Origin of the sequence: Micromonospora sp. NPDC005220, from assembly GCF_040607895.1 — a bacterium.
Classification (GTDB): domain Bacteria; phylum Actinomycetota; class Actinomycetes; order Mycobacteriales; family Micromonosporaceae; genus Micromonospora.
In genome coordinates this window covers 59,302-81,223 of record NZ_JBEXHP010000019.1, presented here as the reverse complement: position 1 = coordinate 81,223, position 21,922 = coordinate 59,302, and the positions used below count along the sequence as shown (strand labels likewise).

Genomic DNA, 21,922 nt, shown 5'->3' with positions numbered 1-21,922 from the left:
TGCGTCGCGGTGGGGGCGGCGGGGGCGGTGGTGGGGGTGTGGGGGCGCCCCCCGGGGGGGGGGCCCGCCCCCCGCGCCGGGGGAGTGGGCAGCGCAGGTGTCGCCGCCGGAACGCTCACCACATCGGCAGTGGGTGGTAGCACGCCATCGGCGACCCGCAGGAGCGCCATGACGACGGGCCGGACCGGCACCGTGCTCACGATGTCGACGACGTGCGGCAGGGGGGCGGTGATCAGGCCCACCACAGCCGAATCGCCCGGTCCGTGCGCACCGGGTGGGTCGGGGACGGCGGTGGTTGGCGGTCGCGGTGCATCGGCGGCCGGCCTCGACAGATCTGCACGTTGAACTGCGCGATGGGCCGCGCGAGCTACCGAGGCTGGCCGGAGCCTCTCGCGCTCCGCTGCCTCGGCTGGGACGGATGCGCCGGCCCGGGGCGGCGGCACGGATCTGGGCGACGGAGCCGTCAGCCGACGGGGATTCGTCGGGGCTGGCTGCTCGCGAGCGACCGCGTCGCCGACGGGCCCGGCAAGGGGGGCACGGGGCCGGTCGCGGTGGCGGTCGCCCGCGGCCGGCTGGCGGTCAGGGCTGGGGCGCTCGGCGACAGTGAGCCGCGCGACCGGCTCGACCAGACCGACGATCTTCCGAGGGGGCCCGTCACCGGACCAGCCGTGCCTCCCGTCGGCGGCGGCCGGCCCCTGGAACAGGGCGGCCACGACGAAACCGGCCCCGACGGCGGCCGCGATCAGCACCATCCGCCGGGCGAGCCTGCGCAGTCGGTCGGCCACGAGCGGCACGGACCGGGTGGGCGGAGACGTCGGCGCGGTTCCGTTGACGGGACTTTGCACGCGGGCACGATCCCTTCCTTCTGGACTGTCGACCCATAGTAGCGATGTGGTCACGTAGCCGCATCCGGTGGCGTGTCGCCCGGCCTGCCGGTCGTCGGACGACTCTTGTCCTTGCTCCGGTGTGACGCGCCGGACGCGGTCCCGCGAGGATGGATCTCTGGTCAGCCCAGGCGGGACTTCTGCACCTTCCCAAGCGCGTTGCGGGGCAGCTCGTCGACCAGGTGGACCCGACGAGGGCGTTTGTGCACGGCGAGCAGACCAGCCACGAAGCTGATCAGCTCCGACTCCGCGACGCGGTCACCCACCACATAGGCGACGACCTGCTGCCCCAGGTCCGGGTGTGGACTGCCGATCACCGCTGCCTCGCGTACTGCGGGGTGGGCCAGCAATGCGTCCTCCACCTCACCGGCACCGATCCGGTACCCACCGCTCTTGATCAGGTCGGTCGATGCGCGGCCCACGATCCGATGCCGGCCGTCCGGCGCGGCGGTCGCGATGTCACCAGTGCGAAACCAACCGTCGTCGGTCCACGCGGTGGCGTCGGCATCCGGCCGGTTGAGGTAACCGCTGAACATCGTCGGTCCCCGGACCAGCAACTCACCCATGCTCGTGCCGTCCGGGGGCACCGTAGCGCCGTGCTCGTCGACTAGTCGGGTCTGTACGCCGGGTAGCGGTAACCCCACGGTGCCTGCCTCCCGCAGACCGTCAGCCCGGGCGCTCACCGTGATCAACGTTTCCGTCATTCCGTAGCGCTCCACGACACGGTGTCCGCTGAGCGCCCACATCCGGTCGAAGACCGCCAGCGGCAGCGGTGCGCTGCCCGAGACCAGCAACCGGGCCCCGCGCAGCGCCCGGGCGGCCGCCGGGTCGGCGCCAATCCGGGACCACACGGTTGGCACGCCGAACAGGAGTGTGCCGCCGGCGGCGGCGTAACGCTCGGGTCGGGGAGCGCCGACGTGATCGAGTCTGCTGCCGTGCCGTAACGGGCCGAGCAATCCCAGGACGAGCCCGTGCACGTGGAACAGCGGCAGCCCGTGCACGAGCCGGTCGTCCGGGGTCCAGGACCAGGCGTCGGCGAGGCCGTCCAGGCTGGCGGCTATCGCCCGACGGGACAGCAGCACGCCCTTCGGCAGTCCGGTCGTCCCGCTGGTGTAGAGGATTAGCGCGGGTCGCTCACCGTCCGGCTCCCGGTGCCGGCTTGCTGACCGGTCGCGGAGCGACACCGGAACCACAGGCAGTTTGCCACCGTCGACGCGTTCGTCGGTCCCGGCCAGCATCGCCTCCGCCCCGGAGTCCCGCACGATATGGTCGCGCTCCATCGGCCCGGAATCCGGCGGCACGGGCACCACGGCGACGCCGGCCAGCAGCGCACCGACGATCGCCACGACGGTCTCCAGCGACGCGACCGCAGTGACCGCGACCCGATCCAGCCCGTGCACCCGGTCGGCCACGGCGGTGGCGCTCTCCAACAGGTGCGTACCGGCGATCGACCGGCCGGCCACCCGAACCGCGTCCGGGCGGTCGTCCGGGGACCGGGACAACGCCGTCAACAGGGTCACGTCGAACACCCCTTCACCGGCGACAGGACGGCCCCCGGGGTGCGGTGGCCGCCGGGAGCCGGGGCCCAGCTGAGTGGACTCCGGCCTGACCGTAACCGCGACCGGACTCTGCCTACCACCCCTATCCGCTCGCCGATCCAGGGCGTCGGGGTGGAGACGGTCGGGACCAGGCCGCACGTCGACCGGTCGTCATCGCCGGTCGGGGGCGCGCGGGCCGCCCGGGAACCGCTGACCCGACTCGCCGACGCGTGCGGCGCGCTGCTCGCGGTCTTCAGGGTGGAGATCACGACCCGGCCGCGTTCGGAATAAACCGCCCGGTCGACCTGACGGTGGCCGGCGGCCGGCCGGTCGAGCAGCGCCGGCGGGACAGCCGACCCGACCTCGCCGGGGAGGACGCGCACGCGTCGGTCGTCCGGGGGCGGGTGGCAGACTCATCGGCGTGGACGATGGGGCCGCACCCGCGGTGGATGGTGAGCTGGAGAGCGTCAGCCTGGTGGACCTCGCTGTCTCTCGGTTGACCCGGGAAATCCTCAGCGGCAAGAGCGACCCGGGCGAGCGCCTGGTGGAGGAGCAGTTGACCCGGCGGCTGGGGATCAGCCGGGCTCCGTTGCGGGAGGCGTTGCGGTTGCTGGCCCAGCAGGGGTTGGTCGAGCATGTGCCCCGACGTGGAGTCCGGGTCGCCACCCTGTCGGATCGTGACGTGCGGGAGCTGTACGAGCTGCGTGACATGCTGGAACGCTTCTCGGTGCGGGCGGGGATCCCGGTCGGTCGGGAGAGCGACCTCGCGGGACTGCGAGCGACGCTGGACCAGCTGCGGGAGGCGACCCGGGCCGGCGACCGGATGGCGGTCGCCGAGTCGCACCGGGAGTTCCACATCGCGCTGGTGGCGCTCGCCGGTAACCGGCAGCTCTCCGCTGTGTACGGCTCGATCCTGGTGAAGTTGCAGCTCTACATGGCGATCAACCTGCGCCGGGAGGCGGAGCTGGCGCAGCCGCTGGACGGGGTCCACCGGCACGAGCGGTTGTTCGAGGCGGTAGCCGGGGGAGACCCGGAGGAGGTGCTCACCGTGCTCTCCGGGCACGGCGCGCGCTCGTACCTCGGCTAGCTGGGGCCAGCCGTGGGCCGGCGGGGCCACACCACGCGCCGTCATGTCGTCGTTACGTGCCGCGCGGTTTCCCGTAACAGAACAGTCGACAATCGACTGTATGCCAGAGCGAGTAGGGTCCATTTCGGAGCTTCGGTCCGCGTACCGCAACGGCGCCCTGACCCCGGCGGACCAAGCCGAACGCATCCTGGACGGGCTTGCTGGGCGCGACGATGGGCCGGTCTGGATCAGCACCGTCCCGGCCGACCGTCTCCGTGAGCGCGCCACATCGCTGAGTCGCCACGGTGATCCCGCGCTGCCGCTGTACGGGATCCCGTTCGCGGTCAAGGACAACATCGACGTGGCCGGCATGGTCACCACGGCGGGCTGCCCCGACTTCGGGTACCTGGCCGCCGAAGACGCCCCAGTCGTGCGCCGGCTCCTCGACGCCGGCGCGCTGCTGGTCGGTAAGACCAACCTCGACCAGTTCGCCACCGGCCTGACCGGCGCCCGCTCGCCGTACGGCAGTTGCCAGAGCGTGTTCGGCGGTGGCCTCATCTCCGGGGGCTCCAGTTCCGGCTCGGCGGTGGCGGTGGCCGCCGGCCAGGTCAGCTTCGCCCTGGGTACGGACACCGCCGGCTCCGGCCGGGTGCCGGCGGCCCTCAACGGGATAGTCGGCCTCAAGCCCACCCGGGGTCTGCTCAGTACGGCCGGCGTGGTGCCCGCCTGCCGCTCGCTGGACTGCGTGTCGGTCTTCGCCCCCGACGTAGCCGGTGCCCTCGACGTGCTGCACGCCGCCCGTGCCGTCACCTCGGCCGACCCCTGGGGACGTCCGATCCCGGCCGAGCGGGTAGTGCCCCGCAGGCCGGGGACGCTCCGCCTCGGCGTACCTCGGCCAGAAGACCTGGAATTCTTCGGCGACACCGGGCAGGAGACCCGGTTCGCCGCAGGTGTCGAGCAGCTGCGCACGTTCGTCGGGTCCCCGCGGTCGGTGCCGCTCGGCGCCTTCTTCGAGGCGGGCGACCTGCTCTACCGGGGACCGTGGGTGGCCGAGCGGCTCGTCGCCCTGGACGGCTTCCTGCGGTCGCACCCCGAGTCGGTCCTCGCGGTGACCCGGGCCGTACTGGAGACCGGGCGGAACTACGACGCGATCGACGCCTTCCGGGGTCAGCACCGCCTGCGTGAGCTGCGAGCGCAGGTCGACCAGCTCTGGCAGGACGTCGACGTGCTGGTGGTGCCCACCGTCGGCACCACGTTCACCCTCGACGAGATCGCCGAGGACCCGATCGGGCGCAACGCCATGCTCGGCCGCTACACCCAGTTCGCGAACCTGCTCGACCTGGCCGCGGTGACCGTACCGAACGGGTTCACCAGCTCCGGCCGCCCGGCGAGTCTGACCCTGGTCGGCCCGGCGTTCAGCGACACCACCCTGGCCCGGCTGGCCGCCACCCTCACCGAGGGCGGCGAGCCGACCCGAACGGTCGAGGCCAGCTCACCGCCGCCTCAGCGCTCGGCGGAACTGCTGATCGCCGTGGTCGGCCGGCACCTGGCCGGCGAGTCCCGCAACGGCGAACTGCTCGGGCACGGCGCGGTCCTCGCCGGCACCGCCCGCACCGCGCCGCTCTACCGGCTGTACCGGATGGACACCCCCGACGGCGAGGGACTGCCGGGCCTGGTCCGGATCGGCCCGGACGGGTCGTCGGGCCACCCGATCGAGGTCGAGCTGTGGCGGCTGCCCAGCGCCGCGCTCGGTGGGCTGCTGGCCGGGGTGCCGGCCCCGCTCTCGCTCGGCTGGGTCCGGCTGCACGACGGGCGGGACGTGCTCGGTTTCCTCTGCGAAGCGTACGCCGCGGGCCCGCCGGCCGAGGACATCAGCGCCAGCGGCGGGTGGCGGGCCTACCGCCGTTCCGCTGCCCGGCGCTGACGCGGCAGCACCAGCGATCACGACAGGAGGAGAGAGGATGGGCAGCATCGGGCCGGTACCGGCCAACCCCTACCCGTGGCCGTACGACGGCGCGGCGGACACCGCGCGCACCGCACTGCTCTGCATCGACTGGCAGACCGACTTCTGCGGACCGGGCGGCTACGTCGACGCGATGGGTTACGACATCGGCCTCACCCGGGCGGCCTGCCGGCCACCGCCCGGCTGCTGGAGCACGCGCGATCGCTCGGGATGCTGGTCGTGCACACCCGGGAGGGACACGACCCGGAGTTGTCGGACCTGCCGGCGAACAAGCGGTGGCGTTCGGCGCGCATCGGCGCCGAGATCGGCGCTGCCGGCCCGGCCGGCCGGATCCTGGTCAGGGGCGAGCCGGGCTGGGAGATCGTGCCCGAGGTCGCCCCGGTGACCGGTGAGGTGATCATCGACAAACCCGGCAAGGGTGCCTTCTACGCCACCAACCTCGACCTGGTGCTCCGTACCCGGGGCATCACCCACCTGATCCTCACCGGCATCACCACCGACGTCTGCGTGCACACCACGATGCGCGAGGCGAACGACCGGGGGTACGAGTGCCTGATCCTCTCCGACTGCACCGGCGCCACCGACAAGGCCAACCACGACGCCGCACTGCACATGGTCACCATGCAGGGCGGCGTCTTCGGCTGCGTCACCACATCCGACGACGTCATCGCCGCCACGGCCAAGTGAGGTGCGCCCATGCTGACCATCGCCGCCGCGCGGCCCGGCCCGTACGCCTTCGACATCTCGACCACGGCGCTGCTCGTCATCGACATGCAGCGTGACTTCCTGGAACCCGGCGGGTTCGGTGAGAGCCTGGGCAACGACGTCGGCCAGTTGCGCCGCACCATCGCGCCGCTCGCGGCCCTGTTGTCCGACGCCCGTGCCGTCGGCCTGAGCATCCTGCACACCCGCGAGGGGCACCTGCCCGACCTGTCCGACTGCCCGCCGGCCAAGCTCAGCCGTGGCGCGCCGAGCAAACGGATCGGTGACCCCGGACCCAAGGGCCGCATCCTGGTCCGTGGCGAGTACGGCCACGACATCATCGACGAGTTGACGCCACTGCCCGACGAGCCGGTCATCGACAAGCCCGGCAAGGGCGCCTTCCACGCCACCAACCTGGACGACCTGCTCGCCGAGCGGGGCATCCGCAGCCTCCTGGTCACCGGGGTCACCACCGAAGTGTGTGTGCACACCACCGTCCGGGAGGCCAACGACCGCGGGTACGAGTGCCTCGTGCTCGCCGACTGCGTCGGGTCCTACTTTCCCGAGTTCCACCGGGTCGGGCTCGACATGATCGCCGCCCAGGGCGGAATCTTCGGCTGGGTCGCCGACTCGGCGCAGGTACGCGCCGCGCTGCCCAGCACCCCCGTGTTGCAGCCCTCCTCCTGACCGGAGCAGCCATGGTCTCGACCAAACCCACAGTCGTCCCGCTCCCGTACTGGGTCCGCGGCGACACCAACGCGTTCTTCGGTTTCGGCGTCAACGTCCTGGTCAACGTGCTCACCCTGACCGGGCTCTGCCTCGCCGTGGTGAACCTTCCCGAGGGGGAGGTGTTCGGCACCATCCTGCCGGCGCTCGGCATCGCCCTGGTCGCCGGAAACATCTACTACACCTACCTGGCCCGCCGGCTGGCCCGGCGGGAGAACCGCAGCGACGTGACGGCCCTGCCGTACGGGCCGAGCGTGCCGCACATGTTCATCGTCATCTTCGTCATCATGCTTCCCATCTATCTGCGTACCCAGGATCCCGTGCGAGCCTGGGAGGCGGGGCTGGCGTGGGCCTTCATCATCGGCGTGATCGTGCTGATCGGCGCGTTCGTCGGGCCGTACATCCGCCGGTACGCGCCCCGGGCCGCGCTTCTCGGCACCCTCGCGGGCATCTCCATCACGTTCATCTCGATGAACCCGGCCGGGCAGATGTGGCGGATGGCCTGGGTCGCCCTACCGGTCTTCGCGTTGCTGCTGATCGGTCTGCTCACCGATGTGAAGCTGCCGTTCAACTTCCCGATCGGGCTCGCGGCGCTGCTGCTCGGCACCGCGATCGGCTGGGCCGGTGGGGCGATGTCGGTGCCGGACGTCACGGCCGCGGCCCGGGACATCGCGATCGCCGTACCCTCGATCAAGCTGGACCTGCTCTTCAGCGGGCTGGCGGACATGGCGCCTCTGCTGGCGACGGCGATCCCGCTCGGCGTCTACAACTTCACCGAGGGCATGACCAACGTGGAGAGCGCGGCCACCGCCGGGGACAACTACAACCTGCGTAGCGTGCTGCTCGCCGATGGCGCGGGTGCGGTGATCGGGGCCGCGCTGGGCTCGCCATTCCCACCGGCCGTCTACGTCGGTCATCCGGGTTGGAAGGCCGCGGGTGGACGCAGCGGTTACTCGATGGCGACCGGCGTGGTGATCGCGTTGCTCTGCTTCCTCGGTATGTTCGGGCTGCTCGGCGCGATCTTCCCGACGGCGGCGATCGTGCCGATCCTGCTCTACATCGGCCTGCTGATCGGGGCACAGGCGTTCCAGGCGACCCCGAGGGCGCACGCCGCCGCCGTGGTCGCCGCGCTGATACCGAACATCGCGGCCTGGGCGACCGGGCAGATCGACAACACTCTGGCGGCGGCCGGCACCACCGCCGCGGCAGTCGGCGACGATGCGCTCAACGGCGCCGGGGTGATCTACGACGGGCTGTTGGTGCTCGGTCAGGGCGCGATCCTCGCCGGCCTTGTGCTCGGCGCGGTGGTGGTCTTCATCATCGACAAGCGGTTCGTTCGGGCCGCGATCTTCGCCGGCTCCGGCGCCCTGCTGTCGTTCATCGGGTTGATCCACGGCGAGCGGATCGAGTGGAACGCCAACGGCCAGGTGGCACTCGGCTACCTCTTCGTCGCGGTGATCTGTGTGGTCTTCGCCCTGGGCCGGCCCACGCCCCGCGAGCCCGACCCGGAGGAGGCCGGACCGGACGGAGAGCCGGGCCGGGTCGACGTTGCCATCGATCGGTCAGCCGGCGACCAGCGGACGTCGGCGTTGCGCAGCTGAGCCGGCGGCTCGGTCGGGGGCGTCACGGCTCCCGACCGGGCCGGCAAGTTCCCGGACCGATCGGATCGAAGGGACGTACCGCATGGAGATCGACCGGACGGACGTGGTCGCCGAGGTGGCGGCGGCCTTCGCCGACTACGAGCGGGCGCTGGCCGACGGCGACGCCGACCTGATCTGCGGGTACTTCTGGGATTCCGAGCGGACCGTGCGGTTCGGCCTCGCCGACCATCAGTACGGGCTGGACGAGCAGCGCAAGTGGCGCGCCGCGCAGCCACCGCTGCCGGCCGGTCACCGGCTGGTCGACCCGATCGTCACCACGTTCGGCCCGGACCTGGCGGTGGTGACAACCCGATTCGGGTACGCAGGCACCGCCGCGACCGGGCGGCAGACCCAGACCTGGGTACGGCTGCCCGTCGGCTGGCGGATCGTCACCGCGCACGTCTCCGTCTCGGCCGCACCCGCCGACTGACGGCCACGCGCCGCCCGGGACAGGACCCGGGCGGCACGACCTCGGGCCGCTTCACCCGCCATCGCTTGGCAATCTTGGACAGTTTCCGTTAGCTAACGGAAACTGTCCAAGATCTACCCGGTCAACCGCCTCGGACGGCGTCGCCGGCACGGTCTTCGACCATCAGACGCACCACCACCTCCGCTCACCGAACCCTTGGAATAGATCGTCTAGGTGCGCCGGCTCCACTGCTGGTTGGCGCCGCCGTGGCAGGCCCAGAGGTGAAGTTGCGTCCCGTTGGTCGTGCCGGAGCCGACGGCGTCGAGGCACAGCCCCGACTGGACGCCGGTGATGGTGCCGTTGGAGTTCAGGTTCCACTGTTGGTTGGCTTGGCCGTTGCAGTCCCAGATGATGACCGCGGTGCCGTTGCTGCTGCCCGCCCCGCTGGCGTCCAGGCACTTGTTGCCGTAGACGGTCAGGGTGCGGTTGGTGGTGTAGGTCCAACGCTGGTTGGTGCCACCGTGACAGTCCCACAGTTGCGGACGAGCACCGTTCGTCGTGCTCGAGTTGGGAATGTCGATGCACCGGTTGGCCGGGCTGCTGACGATCAGCACGTTCTGCTGGCCGGGCGGCGGGGTCGTCGGCGGGGTCGTCGGCGGGGGAGTGGTGGGCGGCACGGTGGACCCGAACTGGGCGAAGAAGTTCCACACCTCCTGCTTGACCCAGCTCCGCGCGCCGCTCTCACAGCCGGCACACCCGTCCACTGGACCTTGCTGGTGGCCGCCGTCGAACGCGGCCCACACCACCGGGTATCCGGGCTGGCAGGAGTACGCGGTGGTGATGTGGGTCAGGCTGCCCGCCCTCGGCTCGGGCGGGTTCTGTGCGGCGCATCCGTTGTTCCGGACGAACCTGTCGCGCAGTGACCGTCCGTTCGGGATGTTGTCGTTGATGCCATGAATCCCGAGGTACGCCACCGGCCCGGTGCCGCCGCTGCATCCGCTGATCGCCCCGGGGGCCGCGATTGCCGCCACCGCGCGGAACACCGTCGGCCGGGAACACGCCAACGAGTAGCTCATCGCGCCGCCGTAGCTGAACCCGACCGAGAAACGTTGCGTCGTGTCGACACAGAGCGCGTTCTCGATCACGCGAATCATGTCGTCGGTGAAGGTCACGTCCTCGCCGTTGGAGTTGCCCCAGCCGTTGTTGAGGCCCTGCGGGGCGACGAAGATCGTGGTGTTGTTGGCCTGCGAGAGCATGCCGTAGTAGGCCCACGGGGCTCCGTCGCTTCCGCCGGACGCGACCTGACTGGCGGTGCCGCCCAGCCAGTGGAAGCCGAAGGCCAGCCGGTGGGCGTAAGTGTTGTTGTAGCTGTCGGGCAGCCGAAGGATGAAGCTGCGGCTCTTGCCGCCGCTCTGGATGGTGTGGGTGCCGCTGTTCAAGCCGGGCGCCTTGCCGCAGCCGGCAGTGGTGGCCGCGGCCGCCGGTGCGACGGTCGTGACGACGTACATGCCGACGGCGATCAGAAGCATGGCCGCCATGGCTGCCCCCAGCCGGGGGGCGGACAGTTTGCGAAGTGGCACAGCTGAGCCTCCTTGTGTGTGGTGGGTGAAGAGCCCCGGGACCGTCGGCGGGCTCAGCTTCGGCTCCATCGCTGGTTGGCCGCGCCGTTGCAGTCCCAGATCTGGATGCGGGTGCCGTTGGCTGTGCCGCTGCCGACCGTGTCCAGGCACCGGCCCGAACCAACTCCGGTGATCGAGCCGTCGGTGTTGAGCCGCCACTTCTGGTTGGACTGGCCGTTGCAGTCCCAGATGATCACCGAGCTGCCGTTCGCGGTGCCGGCGCCGTTGACGTCGAGGCACTTGCCGCCGAAGACGCGCAGCTCCTGGGCGGCGGTCGAGGTCCAGCTCTGGTTGCTCTGGCCGTGGCAGTCCCAGATGATCGCTGCCGCGCCGTTGGTCTGCGAGGCGCCGTTGACGTCCAGGCACCGTCCGGAGGACGTGTTGCGCAGGGTCGACGTGCCGCTCGGTGGCGGCGTGGTCGGTGGAGGGGTGGTCGGTGGCGTCGTGGGATCGGTGCTAGCGAACTGGGTGAAGAACCTCCACACCTCGCCCTTGGTCCAGGTCCTGGCCCCGCTGTCCCCGCCGCCGTCCACCGGGCCGGGGGTGTGCCCGCCGTCGAAGGCGGCCCAGACCACCGGATAGCCGGACCGGCAGCCGGAGTAGGTGGTGGTGATGTGGGTCAGGCTGCCCGCCCTCGGTTCGGGTGGGCTCTGTGCGGTGCACCCGTTGTTCCGTACGAACGTGTCACGCAGGGACCGTCCGGCGGAGACGTTGAGCACCGGGTCCCCGATGCCATGGATGCCCATGTACGCGACCGGCTGGGTGCCGCCGCTGCACCCGCTGAGCTGGCCGCCGGAGTAGACCGCGACAGCGCGGAAGACGCTTGGTCGGGAACAGGCCAGTGAGTAGCTCATGCCGCCGCCGTAGCTGAAACCGAGGGCGAAGCGTTGCGTGGTGTCGACGCAGAGGTCGGCCTCGATCAGGCTGATCATGTTGTCGACGAAGGTGACGTCCTGGCCGCCGGGGTTGGCCCAGCCGTTGCCGTTGCCCTGCGGGGCGACGAAAATGGTGCTGTTGTTCGCCTGCTGCCGCAGCCCGTAGTAGGACCAGGCGGCCCCGTCGGACCCACCGCCGTCGACGTCGTTGGCGGTGCCGCCGTTCCAGTGGAATCCGAAGATCAACCGGTAGGCGTGGTTCCTGTCGTAGTTGTCCGGAATCCTCAGGATGAAGCTGCGGTTCTGGCCGCTGCTCTGGATGGATCGTTGGCCGCTGGTCAACGTGGGCGCCTTGCCGCACCCGGCGGTCGCCGCGGCGGCTCCGATGTTCGCGGCCGACGCGGTGCTGTTCAAGCCACCGGCCAGTGCCGCGGCGCTCACGGTCACCACGACGGCCGCCGCCGTCGCAAGAAGACCAATGATGGGTCTACGTCTTGTCATGAAGGGGCTCCCGCCACTCGGCACGATCTGATGGAAAGGGGGGTGCACGGCAACCCGGACGCCGGCACGACGCGCCACTGCGGGTGGCCCGCGTCGACCACGTTCGCCACAGCGGAACCCCAGCGGACGCGATGTGTCCACGGCCCGGGCCGGCTCATCGACACAGGTTTCCGCCACCGGTCGCGCCGCCCACGCAGGACCAGTCGGTCGTCGAATCGATGGTGGCCACACCGTGCGCCCGAACACCACGCGACCGATCGCCGGACGGATGCCGGGGCACCCGGCTCGGCGTCGAATCGATTCGCTCCGACGCTAGATCTGACAGTGAAAGATGTCAATGCCGTGTCCGGCAGATTGCGGCCCGGGTGACCCCGGTCAGGCGCTCGTGAGATCGGCCGCGCCGAAGGAGACCGCGAACCGCTTGCACCAGATGGAGACGCTGCGGAAGTCGCGTGGATCAACCGACGCTGGCAGCTCGTACACCTGGTTGCCCTTGTTGCCCTTGAGCCTTGCCAGCTCGACCCATTCGCCGTCGTCGAACACCCGCCAGCCGGCCGTGCCTCGGATCACCGGTTGGTCGGTCAGCCAGACCCGCAGGTCCGGGCCGTTGGACGTGTCCAGGTCTCGAATGACCAGCTGGTGGCGGCCGTCGGCGAGCCGGTGAATCTCGGCGGTGCCGGTCGTGCGGTGCTCATGGGTGACGAACTCACCGGTGGTCAGGACCTCGTTCGCCGCTGGGGTGGCCGCCGAGGCTGCGGGGGCCGGCGTCGTGGACGCCGGGGCCGGGGTGGCCGATGTCGCCGCTACCTGCGGAAGCGCCTCGTCGACGTAGGTGTCGGTGAACAGCTTCCACGGCTGGAACCAGTAGAGGGCCAGCATCGCCACGACGACAGCGGCGGCGAGACCGGCCCGGACCACCGGCGATCGGAACATCCGTTTTCCCACCCCCGCAGCGTACGGCCGCGGTTGTCGTCGAACGGGTCGCGAACCCTTTCGGAACTCTTACGACGGCGTACCGGCCAGAGCCTGGCCGCAGGGGCAGGCCCCCTGGTCCGCCGGCAACATCTTCACCGCATCGCCGAGCAGAACGCGCAGGCGTTCGACGTTCCGGGCGAAGACGGTGAACACCTCCTGCTGGGTCACCCCGTGGCCGACCTCGACACCCGAGTCGAGGTCGGTCACCAGTGACAGCGCGGTGTAACACAGCGCCAGTTCGCGTGCCAGCACCGCTTCGGGGTGGCCGGTCATGCCGACGACAGACCAGCCCATCCGGCCGTACCACAGTGATTCGGCGCGGGTGGAGAATCGGGGCCCTTCGATGACGACCATGGTTCCGCCGTCGACCGGCTGCCAACCGGTGTTTCGGGCGGCGTCCAGGACCGTGGCCCGTCCGACCGGACAGTAGGGATCGGCGAATGGCACATGGACGACCTGGGGGAGTTGCCCGTCCGTGCCCGGCCGTCCGTCGTAGTAGGTCTGCTCCCGGCCGCTGGTCCGGTCGACCAGTTGGTCCGGTACGACGAGGGTCCCGGGACCCAGCTCGGGGCGCAGGCCGCCCACGGCCCCCGGAGCGAGTACCTGGCGGACGCCGAGTGCCCGCAGCGCCCACAGGTTGGCCCGGTAGTTGATCCGGTGTGGGGGGAGGGTGTGCCGGCGTCCGTGGCGGGGCAGGAACGCCACCGTCCGCCCGGCGAGACTCCCGACGGACAGCGGGTCGCTCGGCGCTCCGTACGGTGTGTCGACGGTGACCTCCTCGACGTCGTCGAGAAACTCGTAGAAGCCGGAACCGCCGATCACTCCGATCGGCGCGCGATCGGGTGGGCTGATCTCTCCTGCTGACATGGATGCCCCTCCTGGGCGACGAGTGGGGAAGGCGTGGAGCGAATTCACTGACGGTCGGTGCGCCGGTCGAGCGTGGTGGCGACGACCAGCACGATCACGATCGCGGCCCAGAGGACAGCCAGCCCGACAGCGAGCCCCAGCGGGTAGTTGCGGTCCGGCAGGCCGGGGTTCGGAGGTGCCGAGGGCGGTCGCCACAGCAGCGGCACCGCGATCAGCAGCAACGTGGCGCTGGCCATCAGGCCCGCGGTGATCCAGGCCAGGCGTAACCGGTGTGTCACCAGGCGGCTCAGCACCAACCCGACCAGTCCGACCAGTGGTACCACCAGGACGTCGTGCAGCACCGGTCCGCCGATCAGCCACGGCAGGGCGGTGCCGAGCTGGGGGAGGAGCAGCCAACCGCCGTACGCCGTGGCCGCGGCACCGAACACGAGCAGGAGCAGCCGGACGGCTCTCACCGCAGCACCTCCAGTCGGGCCACCCACTTGGTCTGCAGGACACCCGGCCGGCTCGGGGCGATGAGTCGGCAGGGGTAACCGTGGTCGGGGGACAGCTGCTCGCCGTTGATCCGCAGTGCGAGCAGGGTCAGCGGGTCGCTGGCGTGGGCGGCGGGGAGCGTGCTTGCCGCGTACAGGCCGTCGGTCTCCAGCGAGGTGATCCGAACCGGTCGGCCGGTCGGTGCGCCGGCCCGTCGGAGCAGCTGGACGACGGGCACGCCGGTCCAGTGGGCCGAGGCGCTCCAGCCCTCGACGCAGGCGATCGGCAGCTCTGCGGTGCGTTGTGGCAGGGCTGCCAGTTCAGCCAGGGACAGCGTGCCCCGCCCGCCCGGCCAGACGATCTCCAGTCGCCAGTCCGGTGGAACGACGATGCGCGCGGCAGCCGCCGTACGGTTGATCGGTATGCCCTGCGGCCCGGACGCGGACCGCCACGCCAGCGGCGACACGCGACGGAGCCACGGCACGGTGACCCCGGCGGTGGCCAGCACGGCGATGCCGGCGACGCCCGCCGAGGTACGCAGGAAGGCGCGCCGCGCGGACGCGGCCCGATCGTCAGGGTCCGGTGCCGCGGCGTCCACCGCTCTACGGCGGCGCAGCGGCGTGCTCAACGCCGCGCGGGCGACCGGCAGCTTCACCGCGACGTGCAGCAGTATCGCGCCCGCCACCAGCCAGGCGACCGCGTGGTGCGCCGTCGGGAAGAAGAATCCCCACGGGTACGACTGGGCGACGTTGAACAGGCCCGTGACCAGTTCGAAGAACGCGGCGCAGACCAGTACCAGAACAGAGATCCGTTCGAGGGCGTGGGCGGACAACCGGAGCGGCTGGCGCAGCGGCGGACGGACGAACAGCCGGGGGTAGACGCTCCACAGTTTGGCCAGGAGCAACGGGATCGCCGCGACACCGGAGAGCACGTGGACGCCCTGGGTGATCCGGTAGAGGTTGACCGGCCGGGTCGGCCAGCTGAACCAGCCCGGCGGGTGCTGGATGTAGTGGCTGAGCAGTCCGGTGCCGAAACACAGCGCGAACGCCACCCCGAGCCAGAGGCCGAGCCGGGCGGTGACCAGTGGTGAGTGCGAGGGCGCGGTGAAGTCCGCGGGGGCGGGGACGCGTGGCCGGCGCATCATGACCGCGCCAACTCGGCGAACCAGCGTGGACCGAACCGGAAGCGGTCCGCGACCCGCAGGCCGGCGGCGGCGGCGGTACGGGCCACCACCTCCGCCCCGACCCGCGCCCATCGGAACGCTGGCCCCCGCAGCTCCCGATCCCCGGACGATCCGGACAGGACGTACGCCTGCCCCTGCCACAGCCCGGCCCCCGGGGGATCCACCTCGACCAGCAGCGTTCCGTCGTCCGCGATCAGGGCGCCGCACCGACGCAGCAGTCGGACCGGGTCGCCACCGATGCCGATGTTGCCGTCGATGAGCAGGGCGTGTGCCCACCTCCCCTCGCCGGGAAGGGGTTCGAAGACGTCGCGTCGCAGGGCGACCACCCCCCGTCCCTGGGTCAGACGTACCGCCTCGGCGGAGATGTCCACCCCCAGAGCGACGAGACCTCGCTGGGCGAGTGCCCTGGTCAACCGGCCGGGGCCGCAGCCGAGATCGATCGTGGGCCCGGTGCAGCGGGCGGCGACGGACTCAACTGCCGGTTCGGGCGGGCCGTGCCAGCGCCGTACCGGCAACAGGTCACGTCGCCCGTCGGTGTGCACCAGCCAGTGGTCGGGTTGGGCCGCAGGCGTCGGGCCGGCCGGCGTACCGCAGGCGTCATGGTCGGCGGACCCGGCGAACCTGCCCAGCACCACATCGAAGCCGTCGAGGCTGATCGTCGACGTCACCGGGGGTGCCCGTTCACCAACTGACCGCCCACCGACGTGACGGCCTGCGCGAACCGGGTGCCGGGCAGGTCGGCCGCCACCGCCAGCGCCGTCGACCAGTCGTCGACATCCCGCTGGACGGGTAGGAGCGCCGGGCGGATGCCGCGCCCACGCAGAGCGGCGAGGGTACGGCGACCGGTGTCGCCGGTCGACATGGGTACCTCGCGCAACGCGCTGGCGTACGCCGGGTCGCGTAACCCGAGTGCCCACCAGCCGCCGTCGAGCGCCGGCCCGAACACCGCCTCGTGTTCGGCGAACAACCCCAGCGCGGCGGTGAGCAGGGCCGGCCGGATCTGCGGGGTGTCCATGCCGATCTGCAGTACCGGTCGGCCGGGAAATGCCGCAGCGGTGTCGGCGTGGGCGTTGGCGAGGCGGTCGGCGAACGTGCCGCCGCGCTGCGGGAGCAGGTGCCAACCCGCCAGCGCGGTGCTCAACTCGGCGCCGCACTCGGCGTCGGCGAACCGACCGGTGTGGGCCAGCACGGGAATGGCCGAGGCGGTGGCGCGCACCGCCGCGAGGGTGTCCAACAGCGACGCGGCCGCGATCCGGGCCGCCTGGGTGGGGTCGGCCGGCGGGCAGAGGCGCGTCTTGGCCAGCCCGGGGACCGGTGCCTTCGCGACCACGAGCAGGACGTTCACCGGGCACCACCGGCGCCGGCGCGGAGCACTCCGGCGAAGTCGCGGGTCGCCCGTAACGTGCCCCGGACCGACCCGGAGACCTTCGATCTGGTGCCGGCGGCCCGGGGCGCGTAGGCGACATCCAGCTCGACGATCCGCCAGCCTGCCCCGGCCGCCCGCAGCAGCAACTCCAGGGGGTAGCCGAACGCGCGGTCGTCGACACCGAGTCCCAGCAGCGCCGCCGGGCGGGCCACCCGGATCGGGCTGATGTCGTACACCGGCACCCCACGACGCCGGAGCAGCGCGGCGACCAGCGCGTTCCCGGTGCGGGCATGCCACGGCCAGGCATCCGCCGAGACCGGCCGGCGCCGCCCGACGGCGAGATCCGCCGGACCGTCCAGCACCGCCGCGACGAGCCTGGGCAACTCGGCCGGGTCGAACGAGCCGTCCGCGTCGAGTACGCAGACCAGCTCCGCCTCTGCCGCCAGCAGGCCGGCGTGCACGGCCGCGCCGTACCCGCGTCGCGGCTCGTGGACGACCCGGGCCCCGTGCTCGGCCGCGACGACCGGCGAACCGTCAGTGGAGCCGTTGTCGACCACTATGGCGCGGTAGCCGGGCGGCAGCCCGCTCAGTACGGCAGGCAGTGCGGCCGCCTCGTCCAGACATGGCAGCACCACGTCGATCGTTGTGTGCATACCGGCGACGCTAGGCCCGCAACGGGCCGTTCGGACCGCTGCTTCTCCTTACGAATCGCTTACCCGGCAGCGGATCTTACGACTCGCTGACGTCTTACCGTCTGGCCGCCGGATGCCTGGTCAGAGCTCGTATCGTCGGCCGTCACCATGACCATGATGACCCGACCGGGACGACCCCGGTCCGCCGACCTGATCGTCCTCGGCGCCGAGGTGGCAGTGCTCGCCGTCGCCGTCGCCGTCGGCGCACTGCTCAACCATCAGGGCGTACGGCTCCACGCGGACGCGGCGCCGCTCTACGCCTCCTGGCAGCCCCATCTGGGGCCCGGCACCCCCGCCGCGCTTCTCGTCGCGGCGTTGTTCGTCTGGCGGGGCACGCGCTGGGGAACCGGCACGCGGTGGCCGCGGCTGCTGGTCGTCGGCTACCTCGCCTCGGTGCTCTGGACGCTGTCGCTGGTCCTGGTGGACGGCTGGTCCGCCGGGTTGACCGAGCGGCTCACCGTGCAGGCCGAGTACCTGCACGAGGTGCCCGGGGTGACGGACGTCGGCGCCATGCTGTCCGGCTTCGCCGACCGGATCCTCGACTTCCAACCCGATTCGTGGTCCACCCACGCGGCCGCTCACCCACCGGGAGCGTTGCTGTTGTTCGTCTGGTTGGAGCGGGTCGGCCTGGGCGGCGGGACTGCCGCCGGGCTCGCCTGTGTGGTGCTCGGAGCCACGGTCTCGGTGTCGGTTCCGGTGACGTTGCGGGCGCTCGGCGCCGAGGACGCGGCCCGGGCGGTGTGGCCGTTCCTGGTGCTCTTCCCGGGTGCGGTCTGGGTGGGCGCGTCCGCGGACGGGATCTTCGCGGCGGTGGTCGCGGCCGGGCTGGCGCTGCTGGCGGTGGGTGGCCGGTCAGGGGCCGCGCTCGGTGGCTTGCTCCTCGGCTTGGCGCTCTACCTGTCGTACGGGTTCGTCCTGGTCGGACTGCTCGCGCTGGCCGTGGTGCTGCTGCGGGCGCGGGACCGCCTCGGCGTGCTCCTGGTCGCGGCGACGGCGGTCGCGGCCGTCGGCGCCGTGTTCACCCTCGCCGGCTTCTGGTGGCTGGACGGCTACCACCTGGTGGCACGGCGGTACTACCAGGGTTGGGCCGCGGACCGCCCGTACGGTTACTGGGTCTGGGCGAATCTCGCCGCTCTGCTGCTCTCGGCCGGCCCGGTGGTCGGGCCGGCGCTGCGGCGGGCGGTGGCTGCCGGGTCGATCCGATCACCGCGTCCGCCGGTCGCGACAGCCCTCCGACAGCGGATCGCCAGCGCGGGACCCACTGTGTGGTTACCCGTCGCGGCGGCGGCGGCCGTGCTGGCGGCGGACCTGTCCGGGCTCAGCAAGGCCGAGGTCGAGCGGATCTGGCTACCGTTCGCCGGCTGGCTGCTGGTCGCCACCGCGCACCTGCCCACCGATCACCGACGGTGGTGGTTGGCCGCCCAGGCGGCCACCGCCCTCGCCGTCAACCACCTACTGTGGACGGTGTCGTGACCGATGCCGGATCCCGCATCACCGCGGTGGTGAAGTCGGCGATGCCAGCGGCGAAACCGACGTGGGCGGTGAAACCCAGCAACCGGGTGGCGCGGGCCGGATCGGCCACCACGTGCCGTACATCCGCCGCCCGCCCACCCCCGACCGTGACCGGCGACGGCCCGCCCATCGCCGAGGCCAGCTCGTGGGCCAACTCGCCGACGGTGTGCGGCTCACCCGAGCAGACGTTGACCGGGGTCAGCGGATCCGGAGCCGGTGTCGTCAGGGCCAGCAGGTTGGCCGCGGCCACGTCGGTCACGTGCACGAAGTCGCGTCGTTGCCGGCCGTCCTCCAGCACCCGGGGCGGTCGTCCGGCGGCCAGGGCGGACCGGAAGATCGACGCGACCCCCGAATACGGGGTGTCACGAGGCATTCGCGGACCGTAGACGTTGTGGTACCGCAGGGCCCAGACCGACCCGCCGGTCTGCCGGGCCCACGCGCCGGCGAGGTGTTCCTGGGCCAGCTTGGTGGCGGCGTACGTGCTGTGCGGCTCCAGTGGCGCATCCTCCGGCACGAGACCGGGGGAGAGCGCCTGGTCGCAGCGGGGGCAGGTCGGCTCGTACCGGCCCTCGGCCAGGTCAACGGCCCGGCGGCCGGCAGGCCGGACGATCCCGTGGGTGGGGCATTGGTAGCGGCCCTCGCCGTAGACCACCATCGAACTGGCCAGCACCAGTCGGCGTACCCCGGTGGCGTGCATCGCCGCGAGGACGGTGGCCGTGCCGAGGTCGTTGTGCGCGGCGTACCGGGGGGCGTCCGCCGGGTCGATCCCGTGGCCGACCATGGCTGCCTGATGGCAGACCGCGTCGACCCCGGCCAGCAGCCGGGCCAACAGGTCGCCGTCGCGTACGTCGCCGACCACGAGGTCGTGCCGCTCGGTCCAGGACGGTGCCGTCACGCCGTGCGCCTCGGGTAGCAGCGCGTCGACGGCCACCACCTCGTGCCCGTCCTCGGTGAGCTGGTCGACGACATGGGAGCCGATGAATCCGGCCGCACCGGTGACAAGTATCCGCATTCCGGTCACCGTATGACCTCGCGTACGCCGGCGCGGGTTCGCGCGCGCAGCCGTAAGGACCTCGCAAGGTTTGCTGGTGCGGGCGGACCCCGGTGCGTGGCTACGCTGGGCCAGATGGACATCTGGGGGAGACCTTGACGGGGCGGAACGGGGAAGGGCCGTGACGCAGCGGGTGCTGGTCGTCGACGACGATCAGACCGTGAGCGACGTCATCCGTCGTTACCTCGAGAACGACGGCTTCCAGGTGAGCCTCGCGGCGGACGGTGCGGCGGCGCTGGCGGCGGTGGAGCGGCAGGCACCACACCTGGTCGTGCTCGACCTGATGCTGCCCCGGATCAGCGGCCTGGAGGTGTGCCGGGCGCTGCGGGTACGGCCGGACGGCGTACCGATCGTCATGCTGACCGCGCGCGGTGACGAGTCCGACCGGATCCTCGGGCTTCAGCTCGGCGCGGACGACTACCTGACCAAGCCGTTCTCCCCCCGGGAACTGGTGCTGCGGGTCCGTTCGGTGCTTCGGCGCGCCGGCGGTGGGACGCCACCCGAGCGGCCGGAGGCGCTCACCGACGGCGATCTGGTGGTGCACACCGCCTCCCGAACCGCCCGTCTCGCCGGCACCGATCTGGCGCTGACGCTGCGGGAATTCGACCTGCTCGTCCACCTCATGCGGCATCCGTCCCGGGTCTTCGGCCGGGCCGAACTTCTCGAGCAGGTCTGGGGCTGGAACTTCGGGGACCACTCGACAGTGACAGTGCACGTACGCCGGCTGCGGGAGAAGATCGAGACCAACCCGGCCGATCCGCAGCGGATCGTGACCGTCTGGGGCGTCGGCTACCGCTACGAGCCGGCCCATGCGTGACGTACTCCTGATCTTCGCGATCGCCCTCGGCGCGGCCCTCGGCATCGGACTCGCCGGCGCGGTGCTGCTCCGCGCGCTTCGACGCAGCTCGATCACCGTGCACCTCAACGTGCTGCTCACCACCACTGTGGTCGCCGTCGCCGTTGGGGTCATGGCGGTCGCGGAGGCGATGTTCCTCTCCGCGCACGACCTTGAGGTGGTCCTGATCACCGTCGCGGCGGCTGCCATGGTCAGCCTCGCCGTCGGCGGGCACGTCGGCCGTCGACTGGCCCGCGCCGCGGTCTGGCGCGACCAGGCCCGGGAGCGGGAACGGCAACTGGAGAAGGGCCGCCGCGACCTGGTCGCCTGGGTCTCCCACGACCTGCGGACCCCGCTCGCCGGGCTGCGGGCCATGGCGGAGGCGTTGGAGGACCGGGTGGTTCGTGATCCGGACACGGTCGACGAGTACCACCGGCGCATCCGGCTGGAGACCGACCGGATGACCCGACTCGTCGACGACCTGTTCGAGCTGTCCCGGATCAACGCCGGAGCGCTGCGGTTGTCGTTGACGGCGGTGCCGCTCGGAGAGGTGGTCTCGGACGCGCTGGCCACCGCCACCCCGTTGGCCGACGCCCGCCGGATCACGCTGATCGCCAGCGAGTCGGGGTGGCCGACGGTCGCCGCGAGCGAACCGGAGCTGGCTCGGGTGGTGGCCAACCTGCTGCTCAACGCGGTCCGCTACACCCCGGCCGACGGCACCGTACGCATCGAGGCCGGCCGAGAGGAGGACCACGCCTGGCTGTCGGTCGCCGACACCTGTGGCGGCATCCCCCCGGCCGACCTTCCCCGGCTGTTCGACATCGCGTTCCGTGGCGAACCGGCCCGCACGCCCGGCCCCGGCGACGGTGGGGCGTCCGGAGGGCTGGGCCTGGCCATCGTTCATGGCCTGGTGGAGGCACATGGCGGTCGGGTCGAGGTGCGCAACACCCCGGACGGCTGCCAGTTCATGGTCCGGCTGGCGACCGCCTGACGTAGTTCCTGCGCACACCGGGCGAGCGCCGCGACGCCCCTTGCCGCCAGCCT

General features: G+C 71.7%; 20 protein-coding genes. 9 read left to right on the top strand and 11 right to left on the bottom strand.

From position 1 onward, the window contains the following. Positions 1-1,006: 1,006 nt before the first annotated feature. Positions 1,007-2,404 (bottom strand): acyl-CoA synthetase, encoded by a 1,398-nt coding sequence (locus tag ABZU52_RS11575; RefSeq protein WP_354970987.1) that lies wholly within the window; start codon positions 2,402-2,404, stop codon positions 1,007-1,009. A 439-nt stretch (positions 2,405-2,843) separates the two neighbouring features. On the opposite strand from ABZU52_RS11575, the gene ABZU52_RS11570 reads away from it, so the two are divergent. The 6 genes from ABZU52_RS11570 to ABZU52_RS11545 all read left to right on the top strand — a co-directional run bounded on the left by ABZU52_RS11570 (position 2,844) and on the right by ABZU52_RS11545 (position 8,949). Beyond that, on the top strand, positions 2,844-3,509 hold the full coding sequence (locus ABZU52_RS11570) for a GntR family transcriptional regulator (RefSeq protein WP_354970986.1): 666 nt from the start codon (positions 2,844-2,846) through the stop codon (positions 3,507-3,509). Positions 3,510-3,609: 100 nt separating this feature from the next. Further along, positions 3,610-5,412, top strand: coding sequence for an allophanate hydrolase (gene atzF / locus ABZU52_RS11565; RefSeq protein WP_354970985.1), 1,803 nt, complete (start codon positions 3,610-3,612; stop codon positions 5,410-5,412). Between the two features lie 249 nt (positions 5,413-5,661). Further along, positions 5,662-6,138: an isochorismatase family cysteine hydrolase gene (locus tag ABZU52_RS11560; RefSeq protein WP_354970984.1), complete on the top strand. Its 477-nt coding sequence runs from the start codon at positions 5,662-5,664 to the stop codon at positions 6,136-6,138. A gap of 9 nt (positions 6,139-6,147) precedes the next feature. Continuing rightward, positions 6,148-6,840, top strand: a complete 693-nt coding sequence (locus tag ABZU52_RS11555) for a cysteine hydrolase (protein ID WP_354970983.1) — start codon at positions 6,148-6,150, stop codon at positions 6,838-6,840. Positions 6,841-6,851: 11 nt separating this feature from the next. Further along, complete coding sequence (locus ABZU52_RS11550; RefSeq protein ID WP_354970982.1) at positions 6,852-8,480, top strand: regulator; 1,629 nt, start codon at positions 6,852-6,854, stop codon at positions 8,478-8,480. A gap of 82 nt (positions 8,481-8,562) precedes the next feature. Then, a complete protein-coding gene (locus ABZU52_RS11545) occupies positions 8,563-8,949 on the top strand; it encodes an AtzH-like domain-containing protein (protein ID WP_354970981.1) in 387 nt (128 codons plus the stop codon). Positions 8,950-9,158: 209 nt separating this feature from the next. Here ABZU52_RS11545 and ABZU52_RS11540 read toward each other — a convergent pair whose 3' ends face one another. The 9 genes from ABZU52_RS11540 to ABZU52_RS11500 form a co-directional block, all read right to left on the bottom strand. Next, positions 9,159-10,457 (bottom strand): ricin-type beta-trefoil lectin domain protein, encoded by a 1,299-nt coding sequence (locus ABZU52_RS11540; RefSeq protein ID WP_354970993.1) that lies wholly within the window; start codon positions 10,455-10,457, stop codon positions 9,159-9,161. A gap of 104 nt (positions 10,458-10,561) precedes the next feature. Next, positions 10,562-11,923: a ricin-type beta-trefoil lectin domain protein gene (locus ABZU52_RS11535; protein ID WP_354970980.1), complete on the bottom strand. Its 1,362-nt coding sequence runs from the start codon at positions 11,921-11,923 to the stop codon at positions 10,562-10,564. 375 nt (positions 11,924-12,298) lie between these two features. Further along, positions 12,299-12,802: a DM13 domain-containing protein gene (locus ABZU52_RS11530; RefSeq protein ID WP_354970992.1), complete on the bottom strand. Its 504-nt coding sequence runs from the start codon at positions 12,800-12,802 to the stop codon at positions 12,299-12,301. 123 nt (positions 12,803-12,925) lie between these two features. Further along, entirely contained in the window at positions 12,926-13,750 is an 825-nt protein-coding gene (locus ABZU52_RS11525; protein WP_354970991.1) for an S-methyl-5'-thioadenosine phosphorylase, read from the bottom strand. A 59-nt stretch (positions 13,751-13,809) separates the two neighbouring features. Further along, complete coding sequence (locus tag ABZU52_RS11520; RefSeq protein ID WP_354970979.1) at positions 13,810-14,220, bottom strand: hypothetical protein; 411 nt, start codon at positions 14,218-14,220, stop codon at positions 13,810-13,812. Next, positions 14,217-15,383 carry a molybdopterin-dependent oxidoreductase gene (locus ABZU52_RS11515; protein ID WP_354970978.1) on the bottom strand — a complete coding sequence of 389 codons (1,167 nt, stop codon included), beginning with the start codon at positions 15,381-15,383 and terminating at the stop codon, positions 14,217-14,219. The genes ABZU52_RS11520 and ABZU52_RS11515 overlap by 4 nt, the downstream gene beginning before the upstream one ends. Further along, positions 15,380-15,967 (bottom strand): class I SAM-dependent methyltransferase, encoded by a 588-nt coding sequence (locus tag ABZU52_RS11510; protein WP_354970990.1) that lies wholly within the window; start codon positions 15,965-15,967, stop codon positions 15,380-15,382. The genes ABZU52_RS11515 and ABZU52_RS11510 overlap by 4 nt, the downstream gene beginning before the upstream one ends. Positions 15,968-16,086: 119 nt before the next feature. Continuing rightward, a complete protein-coding gene (locus ABZU52_RS11505; protein ID WP_354970977.1) occupies positions 16,087-16,767 on the bottom strand; it encodes a DUF2064 domain-containing protein in 681 nt (226 codons plus the stop codon). Beyond that, the gene (locus ABZU52_RS11500; RefSeq protein ID WP_354970976.1) at positions 16,764-17,441 is read right to left on the bottom strand and encodes a glycosyltransferase family 2 protein; all 678 of its coding nucleotides are present in this window, start codon (positions 17,439-17,441) and stop codon (positions 16,764-16,766) included. Before ABZU52_RS11500 ends, ABZU52_RS11505 begins: the two co-directional genes overlap by 4 nt. A 156-nt stretch (positions 17,442-17,597) precedes the next feature. On the opposite strand from ABZU52_RS11500, the gene ABZU52_RS11495 reads away from it, so the two are divergent. Then, positions 17,598-18,953: a hypothetical protein gene (locus ABZU52_RS11495; RefSeq protein ID WP_354970975.1), complete on the top strand. Its 1,356-nt coding sequence runs from the start codon at positions 17,598-17,600 to the stop codon at positions 18,951-18,953. Here the strand turns inward: ABZU52_RS11495 and ABZU52_RS11490 are convergent. Beyond that, positions 18,925-20,004 carry an NAD-dependent epimerase/dehydratase family protein gene (locus ABZU52_RS11490; RefSeq protein WP_354970974.1) on the bottom strand — a complete coding sequence of 360 codons (1,080 nt, stop codon included), beginning with the start codon at positions 20,002-20,004 and terminating at the stop codon, positions 18,925-18,927. The genes ABZU52_RS11495 and ABZU52_RS11490 overlap by 29 nt on opposite strands. 160 nt (positions 20,005-20,164) lie before the next feature. Between ABZU52_RS11490 and ABZU52_RS11485 the strand changes: the two genes are divergently transcribed. Together ABZU52_RS11485 and ABZU52_RS11480 are read left to right on the top strand one after the other, a co-directional pair. After that, on the top strand, positions 20,165-20,860 hold the full coding sequence (locus ABZU52_RS11485; RefSeq protein WP_354970973.1) for a response regulator transcription factor: 696 nt from the start codon (positions 20,165-20,167) through the stop codon (positions 20,858-20,860). Beyond that, the gene (locus ABZU52_RS11480) at positions 20,853-21,869 is read left to right on the top strand and encodes an ATP-binding protein (RefSeq protein WP_354970972.1); all 1,017 of its coding nucleotides are present in this window, start codon (positions 20,853-20,855) and stop codon (positions 21,867-21,869) included. The genes ABZU52_RS11485 and ABZU52_RS11480 overlap by 8 nt, the downstream gene beginning before the upstream one ends. Positions 21,870-21,922 lie beyond the last annotated feature (53 nt).

Bases quoted from the DNA above. Each gene is read 5' to 3' on its own strand.
- ABZU52_RS11540 (WP_354970993.1), bottom strand. From the start codon at position 10,457: ATGCTTCTGATCGCCGTCGGCATGTACGTCGTCACGACCGTCGCACCG.
- ABZU52_RS11560 (WP_354970984.1), top strand. From the start codon at position 5,662: ATGCTGGTCGTGCACACCCGGGAGGGACACGACCCGGAGTTGTCGGAC.
- ABZU52_RS11500 (WP_354970976.1), bottom strand. From the start codon at position 17,441: ATGCACACAACGATCGACGTGGTGCTGCCATGTCTGGACGAGGCGGCC.
- ABZU52_RS11535 (WP_354970980.1), bottom strand. From the start codon at position 11,923: ATGACAAGACGTAGACCCATCATTGGTCTTCTTGCGACGGCGGCGGCC.
- ABZU52_RS11530 (WP_354970992.1), bottom strand. From the start codon at position 12,802: ATGCTGGCCCTCTACTGGTTCCAGCCGTGGAAGCTGTTCACCGACACC.
- ABZU52_RS11480 (WP_354970972.1), top strand. From the start codon at position 20,853: ATGCGTGACGTACTCCTGATCTTCGCGATCGCCCTCGGCGCGGCCCTC.
- ABZU52_RS11490 (WP_354970974.1), bottom strand. From the start codon at position 20,004: ATGCGGATACTTGTCACCGGTGCGGCCGGATTCATCGGCTCCCATGTC.
- ABZU52_RS11515 (WP_354970978.1), bottom strand. From the start codon at position 15,383: ATGATGCGCCGGCCACGCGTCCCCGCCCCCGCGGACTTCACCGCGCCC.
- ABZU52_RS11555 (WP_354970983.1), top strand. From the start codon at position 6,148: ATGCTGACCATCGCCGCCGCGCGGCCCGGCCCGTACGCCTTCGACATC.
- ABZU52_RS11545 (WP_354970981.1), top strand. From the start codon at position 8,563: ATGGAGATCGACCGGACGGACGTGGTCGCCGAGGTGGCGGCGGCCTTC.
- atzF (WP_354970985.1), top strand. From the start codon at position 3,610: ATGCCAGAGCGAGTAGGGTCCATTTCGGAGCTTCGGTCCGCGTACCGC.
- ABZU52_RS11550 (WP_354970982.1), top strand. From the start codon at position 6,852: ATGGTCTCGACCAAACCCACAGTCGTCCCGCTCCCGTACTGGGTCCGC.
- ABZU52_RS11495 (WP_354970975.1), top strand. From the start codon at position 17,598: ATGACCCGACCGGGACGACCCCGGTCCGCCGACCTGATCGTCCTCGGC.